The organism is Dietzia sp. DQ11-38-2, assembly GCF_014145055.1.
GTDB lineage: Bacteria > Actinomycetota > Actinomycetes > Mycobacteriales > Mycobacteriaceae > Dietzia.
Genome location: NZ_JAALDW010000219.1, coordinates 1 through 9834 on the forward strand (window position 1 = coordinate 1; position 9834 = coordinate 9834).

General features: G+C 68.8%; 7 protein-coding genes, 1 tRNA gene and 1 pseudogene. 2 read left to right on the forward strand and 7 right to left on the reverse strand.

From position 1 onward, the window contains the following. The coding region (locus tag G6026_RS08010; protein ID WP_182612860.1) for a class I SAM-dependent methyltransferase at window positions 1-486 on the forward strand (486 nt) is incomplete at its 5' end. A gap of 7 nt (window positions 487-493) precedes the next feature. On the opposite strand, the gene G6026_RS08015 is transcribed toward G6026_RS08010, so the two are convergent. The 4 genes from G6026_RS08015 to polA form a co-directional block, all read right to left on the reverse strand. Next, window positions 494-1255 (reverse strand): amino acid ABC transporter ATP-binding protein, encoded by a 762-nt coding sequence (locus G6026_RS08015; RefSeq protein WP_277815601.1) that lies wholly within the window; start codon window positions 1253-1255, stop codon window positions 494-496. Continuing rightward, window positions 1252-2235, reverse strand: coding sequence for an amino acid ABC transporter permease (locus tag G6026_RS08020; protein WP_182612861.1), 984 nt, complete (start codon window positions 2233-2235; stop codon window positions 1252-1254). Before G6026_RS08020 ends, G6026_RS08015 begins: the two co-directional genes overlap by 4 nt. Window positions 2236-2246: 11 nt before the next feature. Continuing rightward, window positions 2247-3149, reverse strand: coding sequence for an ABC transporter substrate-binding protein (locus G6026_RS08025; RefSeq protein WP_182612862.1), 903 nt, complete (start codon window positions 3147-3149; stop codon window positions 2247-2249). A gap of 113 nt (window positions 3150-3262) precedes the next feature. Then, a complete protein-coding gene (polA, locus tag G6026_RS08030; protein ID WP_182612863.1) occupies window positions 3263-6046 on the reverse strand; it encodes a DNA polymerase I in 2784 nt (927 codons plus the stop codon). 79 nt (window positions 6047-6125) lie between these two features. Here polA and G6026_RS08035 point away from each other — a divergent pair. After that, a tRNA-Leu gene (locus G6026_RS08035) sits at window positions 6126-6202 on the forward strand. Window positions 6203-6291: 89 nt separating this feature from the next. Here G6026_RS08035 and G6026_RS08040 read toward each other — a convergent pair. From G6026_RS08040 to G6026_RS08050, 3 genes and pseudogenes are all read right to left on the reverse strand, one after another. Continuing rightward, a complete protein-coding gene (locus G6026_RS08040) occupies window positions 6292-7266 on the reverse strand; it encodes a pentapeptide repeat-containing protein (protein WP_182612864.1) in 975 nt (324 codons plus the stop codon). A gap of 268 nt (window positions 7267-7534) precedes the next feature. Further along, entirely contained in the window at window positions 7535-8950 is a 1416-nt protein-coding gene (locus tag G6026_RS08045) for an MmgE/PrpD family protein (RefSeq protein ID WP_182612865.1), read from the reverse strand. Further along, a pseudogene (locus tag G6026_RS08050) lies at window positions 8947-9834 on the reverse strand (MmgE/PrpD family protein); the annotation flags it as partial. The pseudogene G6026_RS08050 and the gene G6026_RS08045, both read right to left, overlap by 4 nt.

Below are 9834 nucleotides of genomic sequence, written 5' to 3' on the forward strand. Positions count from 1 at the left end.
TCGACCGGCCCGGCGGCCCGGGTGCCCCTGATCCAGGCCGACGCCCGCCGCCTACCTTTCGCCGCCGACAGCTTCGACGTCGCGTTCTCCGCGTTCGGGGCCATCCCCTTCGTCGCGGACACCGCCGGGGTCATGGCGGAGGCGGCCCGCGTGCTCCGCCCCGGCGGACGGTTCGTCTTCTCCGTCAACCACCCGATGCGGTGGATCTTCCGGGACGATCCGGGCCCCGAGGGACTGGTGGCCGCGTTCCCCTACTTCGACCGCACGCCGTACACCGAATACGACGAGCAGGGCGATCTGACCTACGTCGAACACCACCGCACGATGGGAGACCGGATCCGCGAACTGGTCGGCGCCGGTTTCGTGGTCCGGGACCTGATCGAGCCCGAGTGGCCGGAGTGGCTGGACCGGGAGTGGGGGCAGTGGAGCCCGCTGCGCGGCGGCGTGTTCCCCGGGACCGCGATCTTCGTGGCCACCCTCGGCTGATCGCCGACTACAGGATCTTCGACAGGAAGTCCCTGGTCCGCTGATGCCGGGGTGCCCCGAGCACATCGGACGGACGCCCGGCCTCGACCACCGCCCCGTCGTCCATGAAGGCGACCGTATCGGCCACCTCCCGGGCGAAGCCCATCTCGTGGGTGACCACGATCATCGTCATGCCCGCGCCGGCCAGGTCCCGCATGACGCCTAGGACCTCACCCACCAGCTCGGGGTCCAGGGCCGAGGTGGGCTCGTCGAACAGCATGAGCTTGGGCTCCATCGCCAGCGCCCGGGCGATCGCCACCCGCTGCTGCTGCCCACCGGACAGCTGCGCCGGATAGGCGTCCGCCTTCGCCGCGAGCCCGACCGTGTCGAGCAGGGCCCGTGCCCGCTCCGTCGCTTCCGCACGGGATTCACCCTTGACGAGCATCGGGGCCTCGATGATGTTCTCGAGGGCCGTGCGGTGCAGGAACAGGTTGAAGTGTTGGAACACCATCCCGATGTCGCGGCGCTGCCTGGCCGCGTGCCTCGGCGAGATCTCGTAGAGCTTGCCGCCCTTCTCCCGGTACCCCACCAGGTCGCCGTCGACGTAGAGCCGACCCGCGTCGACGCGCTCGAGGTGGTTGATGCACCGGAGGAAGGTGGACTTGCCGGATCCGGACGGACCGACGAGGCACAGCACCTCCCCGGCCGCCACCTCGATGTCGATGCCCTTGAGCACCCTCAGTGAGCCGAAGCTCTTGCAGACCTGCTCGGCCCTGACCATCGGGGTCATGGCATTCCTCCCGACTGATCGGTACCCCTGGCCGCGGCGAGCCCTGAGGGGGTGAGTCCGTCCGCCTCGGCCAGCGCGCGCAGCTGTTTGGCCGTGAGTTGACGGGTGGAACCGCGGGAGAACTTCTTCTCGAGGAAGTGCTGGCCCACCATGAGCACGCTGGTGATCACCAGGTACCAGGTGGCCGCCACGAGGAGCAACGGGATCGGTTGGAAGTTGACCCCGGAGATGTCGCGGGCCTGACCGTAGAGCTCACCGGAGAACGGGATCGCCACGACGAGCGAGGTGGTCTTGAGCATCGAGATCAGCTCGTTCCCGGTGGGCGGGATGATCACGCGCATGGCCTGCGGCAGGATGGTCCGGCGCATGGTCTGCCCCCACGACATGCCGAGCGCGGTGGAGGCCTCGGCCTGGCCCTCCGGAACGGACGAGATCCCCGCCCGCACGATCTCGGCCATGTAGGCGGCCTCGTTCATGGCCAGACCCACCACCGCGAGCCAGAACGCGGAGTACAACACCATCGTGTCGTCGAAGCGGACGATCTGGAAGTCGGTGAAGGGGATGCCGAACTGCACCTGCCGGTACAGCGTGAAGATCAGGCCCCAGAACAGCAGCTGGACGTAGATCGGGGTCCCGCGGAAGATCCACAGGTACACCCAGGCCACGGCCTTGAGCACGGGGTTGCTGCTCATCCGCATGACCGAGAGGATGACCCCCAGGATGACGGCGAGGATCATCGACAGCACCGTCAGCGCGATGGTGTAGAACACCGCCATGCCGAACCTGGTGTCGAAGAGGTAGCGGCCGTAGGTGCCCCAGCCATAGGCGGGGTTGGTCGCGGCGCCCCAGACGAACAGGAACACCAGGGCCAGGACGATCGTCGCCGACACCCAGCGCCACGGGTGCCGGAGCGGCACCGCCTCGATGGGGTCGGGCGCGTCAGCCCGGGGCGCGGAGGCGCCGTTGTGCGCGGTGCTCACCGACCGGTCACTCAGCCCTTCCGGATCTCGGCGTCGTCGATCAACCCGTCCTCGAGGCCCCAGTTCTGGGCGAGCCTCTCGAAGTCTCCGGTCTCGATGAGCTTGTCCGCTGCGGCTTCGAGAGCGGCGGCCAGTTCGGACCCCTTGCGCACAGGCCAGCCGTAGGGGGCGGAGTCGAAGACGTCACCGGCCAGCTGCATCTTGCCCTCGGACTGCTTGACCGCGTACGCCGAGATCGGGGAGTCGGCGGACATGGCGTCGACCTTGCCGAGCGCCACGGCGGTGGAGGCCTCGTCCTGCGAGTCGAACTGGACCTTCTCGATCGGCGGATCGCCGGCGGCGACGCACGCCTCGCTGCGGGCGGGCACGTCTTCCTGGTCGGAGACCGTGGTGCGCTGGACGGCCACGCTCAGTCCGCAGGCATCGTCGGGGTCCACGTCGTTACCGGCCGCCGACGCCCACTGGATACCGGCCTCGAAGTAGGTGACGAAGTCGACGGTCTGCAGTCGCTCGTCGTTGACCGTGAACGAGGAAGCACCCATGTCCATGGTGCCGCCCTCGATCGCGGGGATGATCTTCTCGAAGTCCGACTCGCGGAACTCCGCGCGAAGTCCCATGAGCTGGGCGGCGGCGGTCATCACATCGATGTCGAAACCGACGATCTCCCCTCGCTCGTTCTTGAACTCGTTGGGGGCGTACGGCGGGTTGGTGCCGATCACCAGCACGCCCTTCTCGCGGATCTCGGCCGGTACGAGGGCGGCGATCTCGTCGTCCGTCTCGAGCGAGACCTCCTGCCTCGGCTCTCCCGAGTCCTCGGGACCCTCAGTGTTGGTGGTGCAGCCGGTGAGCGCGAGGGCCGCGGTGGCGGTCAGTGCCAGTGCGGCACGGAGGCCGCGCCGAGAGGTGAGGGTCATGTGCGTGCCCTTTCAGGCGTCGGGTAGCCGAATCTGCAATGAACCTAGGGCATACTCCGGGCACCACAAAACGAACCGCCCGCTTTCGGCGTCACTGGTTACCCACTGGTTACTCAGTGGGCAGCGGAATCCCAGTCGGGCCCCGTGCCGGTGGAGACGTCCAGCGGTACGTTGAGTTCGATAGCGGAGTACATCCGGTCGACGACGAGGCCACGGACCTCCTCGAGCTCGCCCTTCGCCACCTCGAGGACCAGTTCGTCGTGGACCTGGAGCAACAGCCGGCTCTGGAGCCCCCGCTCGTGGAGGTCGGCGTCCACCTTGAGCATCGCCGCCTTGATGATGTCCGCGGCGGTGCCCTGGATGGGGGCGTTGAGGGCGGCGCGCTCGGCGTTCTCTCGCTTGAGCCGGTTGTCGGAGTTGAGCTCGGGCAGATAGCGCCGGCGGCCGAAGAGGGTCTCGGTGTAGCCGTCACGACGGGCCTGGTCCACCACCGCATGCAGATAGTCGCGGACACCTCCGAAGCGGGAGAAGTAGGCGTCCATCTGCTCGCGGGCCTCGGTCTGGCTGATCCCGAGCTGCGCGGCCAGCCCGAAGGCGCTGAGCCCGTAGGCGAGCCCGTAGCTCATGGCCTTGACCCGGCGCCGGAGCTCGGGGGTGACCTGGTCAATGGGTACTCCGAACGCCCGGGAACCGACGAAGGAGTGCAGGTCCTCGCCGGTCCGGAACGCCTCGATCAGGCCCTCGTCGCCCGAGAGGTGGGCCATCACGCGCATCTCGATCTGGCTGTAGTCGGCGGTGAGGATGCAGTCGAAACCCTCACCCACGACGAACGACTTCCGGATCCGTCGACCATCCTCGGTGCGGACGGGAATGTTCTGCAGGTTCGGGTCGGTAGACGACAGTCGTCCGGTGGCGGCGACCGTCTGGTTGAAGGTGGTGTGGATGCGCCCGTCGTCCCCGATGGTCTTGATCAGACCCTCGACCGTGGTGCGCATCTTGGTCGCCTCGCGGTGCAGGAGCAACGCTTCCAGAAAGGCCCGCCCGGGGGTGTCCCCTGTCTCCTTGGCCAGCAGCTCCTCGAGCGCTTTGGCGTCGGTGGTGTACCCCGTCTTGGTCTTCTTGGTCTTGGGCATACCGAGGGTGTCGAACAGCACCACCTGGAGTTGCTTGGGCGACCCGAGGTTGATCTGCTCACCGCCGATCGCGGCGTAGGCCGCTTCTGCCGCACCACGCCCCCGGTCGGCGAACCCGTCACGCAGGTCGTCGAGGGCCGCCGCGTCGACGGCGATGCCTTTCGCCTCCATCCTGGCGAGGACGGGAACGAGCGGCAGTTCCATGTCCGCGAGCAGCTGCGCCCCGTGGACCTGCTCCAGCTCCACATCCAGACGCTCGGCGAGGTCGATGACGGCGCGGGCCCGGGTGGCGGCCGAGTTGGCCGCCTGTTGCTCTGCCTCGGACTCATCGACCTCGTCCAGGAGCGACAGCTGCTTCTCCGCCGCCTCCGGCTCGGGTAATTCGCGCTGCAGGTGGCGCTGGAACAACTCCGCCAGCCCGTAACTACGCTGACCGGGACGGACGAGGTAGGCCGCGAGAGCGACATCCAGCGTGACACCGGCCAAGCGGAGGTTCCGGCCCATGAGGGCGTGGGTGGCGGCCTTCGCGTCGTGGACCGCCTTGAACACCGCGTCGTCTTCCAGCCACGCCTGTAGAGCCTGCTCGTCACCTGCGTCGATGCGTCCGAGGTCGATGTGACCGGATGCCCCGTCCGCCGCGGCCACGGTGACCGACTGCGCGTCCCCCGCGCCCGGTCGGGATGGCCCGACGACGACGAGGCCGTGCCGGCTGCCGGCCGGCGCGTGCGCGGCGAGCCAGTCCGAGACCTCACCCGCGCGGAGGACCGCGGCCTGCTCGAGTTCGATCTCCGACACCGGCTCGGGTGCGCCCTCCGGGAGGAACGCCGAGAGGAAGCGGTCTCGGGCCTGGGGGCCGAACTCCAGCCGGTCGAACAGGGCGTTGACGTCCGCCCGCTCGGGCAGACGCCGGGTGAGTTCATCCAACTGAACGCCGAGGTCGAGGTCCCGGGTCAGTTCGGTGATGCGACGGTTGAGCTGCACCTGCGGGAGGTGTTCGCGGAAGCTCTCCCCCACTTTGCCCTTGACCTCATCTGCGTGCGCGATGAGTTCCGACAGGCTGCCGTACTGGACGATCCACTTCGCCGCTGTCTTGTCGCCCACCTTGGGCACACCGGGGAGGTTGTCGGAGGTGTCGCCGCGCAGCGCGGCGACATCGGGGTACTGCGCGGGGGTCACCCCGTACTTGGCCTCCACCGCGTCCGGGGTGAATCGGGCGAGCTCCGAGACCCCCTTGACCGGGTAGAGCACGGTCACCTCCTCGGAGACCAGCTGCAGCGCGTCGCGGTCACCGGTGCAGATGAGCGTCTCGGCACCGGTCGCCTGGGTGGCCAGGGTCGCGATGATGTCATCGGCCTCGTGCCCTTCCAGGGACAGCGTGCGGACCCCGAGTGCCACCAGCGCCTCCTGGATCAACTCGACCTGTCCCTTGAACTCCTCGGGAGCCGTCGAACGCGTGGACTTGTACTCCGGGTACTCGGCCGTCCGATGCAGGGTCGCCCTGGAGACGTCGAACGCCACCGCCAGGTGGGTGGGTTCCTCTGTGGTGACCAGGTTGGCGACCATCGACAGGAAGCCGTAGACCGCGTTGGTGTGCTGCCCGGAGGCCGTGGAGAAGTTCTCTGCAGGAAGGGCGTAGAACGCACGGAACGCCAGCGAGTGCCCGTCGAGGAGCAACAGACGGGTGGGGCCCTGCGCCTCGGAGGCGTCGCTGGACGCGGTCGTGGCGGCGGAACTGGCTTCGGCGGTCTGGCTCGTGGTGCTCACACGGCCACTCTAGGGCGGGCGTCGGACAGCCGCTCACCGGTCGTCGGTTAGACTCCTCCACCAGCGGCTCGCCGCGATCGCCCCCGTAGCCCAATTGGCAGAGGCAACGGATTCAAAACCCGTCCAGTGTCGGTTCGAGTCCGACCGGGGGCACCACTACGCCGCAGCTCACTCCGACGTTATCGGCTGGTGTGAGGCAACGAAGATCTCCGTCGAACCCCTCCGGGGAGCACGCATTCTCCAACCTAGCTGCGTCCGAACAGTGCCAGAACCGACGATCCGGATCCGGGTTCCGGACCCACGGGCGGCGGCTTGGAGAGATCGGGGCCGGGCTCAGGAATCGTCACCTGGGTGGGTGGCACGAGCCCCAGGTAGTAGGTCGTGGCCAACAACCGACTGTCCGTGGTCCCGTCCCCGCCTTCACACTGCCACTCGATACCGAGCGGACCGACCCCCGCGTTCTGCACCAACTCGACCGAACTGTTCGGCGAGACGGTGACGGTCGGCCCCGGATACGGGGCGAGGCCGGTGTAGTTGCCCTCCGCGTCGGTCGGGCGGGCTTCGAAGGAGCACTCGAACGATGAGGTGCTGGACTTGTTCGTCCAGGTGGTCTTCAGCGACCACGCGGCGTACCCCTTCTCCGCCGTTGCTGCCAGTGCAATCGGTCCGCTGTCCGGCGCCGGGGGCGGAGGCGTGTACCCGGGAGGGCCTGCGAGCGGCGTCCCGGTGGAACCAGCCAGGTCAACCCCGATGGCGTCGGTGAAGATCGCGCCTGTGACATCGGCGTAGATCCTCGCACCCGTCAGATCCGCGCCCGTGAAGTCCGCACCCGTCAGGTCGGCCATGTTGAACTGCGCGTTGGTCAGATCCGCGTCAGCGAATGTCGCGTCCCGTGCATTGGTCTGCCACAACCGGGCGCCGGTGAGGACTGCACCCGTCGCGTCCAGCATCTGCATACCGGCATTGTTGAAGTACGCGCCGACGGCGGAGACCGATCGCAGATTCGCGGCAGCCAGATCAGCACCGGAGAAATCGGTGCCTACGGGGAATGCGCGCCCCTCCATGTTCACGCGTTCGAATTCTCCACTCACCCAGAGCACGTCGACGAACGGTGGGGTGGAGAGGTCGTAGCCACTCAGGTCCGCACCGAAGCAACTGGCGTTCACGCCTTGGACATAGGGCAGGGTGCACCCGGGGACGGTGACACCGCTGCTGTCCACAATCGGGTCCGCCGGAGCGGCATACGCCGCGGGCATCGCAGGCCAGAGACCCGCCGCGACGACGAGCGCCACGACGCCCACCCGTAGTGCGCCCCGCCCTGATACTGACCCGAAGCTAATGACAGACGTGGACATCGGTGGGATTCCTGACGCTCTGGCCCTCGACCGGGGAAGACCCCCGTGACTACGCCAATGGTTACCACGGATCTCGCGGATTCATGAGCGTTACTCGACTGGACGACGAGGCCGGGCGACGCTGCGTGGACGGCTACCGGTGGCCGGCCCCGTCCGCCCCCCGTAACCGGGCGCTCAGCGCGGGGAGATCGAGGGACGGGGTGTCCACGAGCAGTTCGATCAACCCCGCGGCCTCGTCCGCCGTCCAGCCCGCCAGACGCAGGTTCCGGTCGGCCTTCGCGCGGATCGCCTCTTCGGGGACCGGTCGCCCGGCCCCTCCGAGGACATCGCGGACCGTTGTGGTGAGCACGCGACCGTCTGTGGTCCGCGCGTCGACACGAGCCGGGTACCGGGCGGGGAACCCGGAATCGTCCCAGAGTTCGTAGGTCATCCGGCCGGCAACGGCCGCCCGCTGCCCACCGATCGGGTCGGTGAACAGGGAGTTCCTGACCTCGCCGTCCACCAACCGAGCCGCGAGGACGTACGGGAGGCTCCACCGCGCGTCGTGTCCGCTCGGGGGTGACTGTCTGGCACCCCACGGTTCGGCGATCACCGGTGCGGCCCCGGTGGGGACGTGACAATGGAGACTGTCGATGTCGGCCGGCCGGAGGCCCTCCTCGAGTAACTGTTCGACGGCCTCCACGAACGGATGGATGAAGTGACAACACGGGATCAGCTTGTACGCGGCGTCCGGGAGATGCCATTTGTCACCGAGGTCGCCCAACAACACGTCGAGCCTGGCCGGCGCCTCGGGATCGTCCGCGAACAAGGTGTAGAAGCCGTGGTCGCCGTCGAGAACTCTCGACGGCCCGGTGATCCCCGCCCGGGCGAGCTCCGCCGCCCACAGTCCCGAATGTGCGGCCCACGCCGGCTGTGCGGCCTTGACCGTCGCCCCCTCCGCGAGGAAGGCGAACGTTCCGCCGGGTTGGCTGCCGGCGATGCCTAGGGCGTCGGCGCCGTTATCCGTGTCCCCTCGGATCAGGATCGACACCAGTGCGGCGGCGAACGGGCCGGCGGCGCTCGTGGTCTGGAAGCCGCGGGACTGCAGGGTTCCCGGGCTGGCCAGGCCCATCCGGATGAGGACCTCCCACCCGACGGCATAGGCGGCGGTCATCCGGTCGCCGTCCGCGCCACTGGACTCGGCCGCGGCCAGCGCCGCCGACGTCAGGGTCGAACTCCCGTGCATCACCGAGGCGACGTGGGTGTCGTCGAACTCCAGGGAGTGGATGAGGGCACCGTTGGCCAGAGCCGCGACCGGGGCCGGTGCGCCGTCCTGTCGTCCGAGTACGGTGCAGGGGCCGTGACCGGACGAGTCGGCGATGCTGGTGACTGTCCTGACAGGACCGCTGACGGATCCCAGGATCCCGACGCCCAGGCTGTCGAGCAGATGGAGCCTGGCGGACGCCAGGACGGGGTCGGGGACCGAGGTCATCGCCTCCGCGGCCGCTGCCACCAGCTTCTCCGACAGCGTCAGTCCGCCGTCGAGCACAGGATTCACGTTCGAGTTCATCGACAGGCCTCCGGGAGGAGTGAGGTCAAGACTGCTGACCACGGTGCGTTCCCCGCCACCTCGCCGTTGACGATCTGCGCGGCGACGCCGGCGAAGTCGGGAAGGTGCCTGGACGTGAGGTCCGCCGCCTTCTGTAGCACCTCGGCCTCGCCCAATGGCCTGTCCGGACCGCCGACGGCGCTGAGGCATTCGGCGTCTCGCCGCGACCCGTCGGTGTATCGGACCGTCACCCTGGCGGGACGGTCGTGGGGCGGTTCCGGCAGGGGGTCGTACGGCGTCAGCTGGACTAGATCACGCAGTGCCGCGACAGTGGGGTCGCCCAGACCGCCGGAGGCGAAGACGCGGGCGTCACCGGACCCGGACGCCAGGACCGCCGCGACGACGTGCGGAACGGAGAACTTGCCACCCAGGGCCGTGGTCGGGGCGCGGTCGTCGAGGGCCATCGCCAGCGGATGGGTGGCCACCTCGATCGCCGCCACCTCGTCGGGGGACGGAAGCGGCGCTCCGCCGGTGATCTCCAGCGCGCACTCGAGGGCCGCGTGGGTGTACTGACAGGCGGCGTACCGTTTGTGGTAACCGTCGATGATGGCCCATGAGTCGCGCTCGGATGCCAGCTCTGCGGGATCGACGCTCTGCCCGTAGGTCGAACCGAAGACGTCGAACAGCGTGACGGCGTCTCCGCGGAGGCCGGCTGCGGCGGCGTCGGAGGCGAGGAATCCCAGCACCGCTCCTCCCCCGGCCCAGACGTTGCGGACCTGGGCTCCCACCGTGGCGTGACGGAACGGCCCGGCCATGCTCATGGTGGCCGCCGCGTCCACCGCGCCGAGGACGGCCCCACCGCTCCGCGTCCTGAGCCAGGTCACCGCCGCGGCGGCGCCGATCGG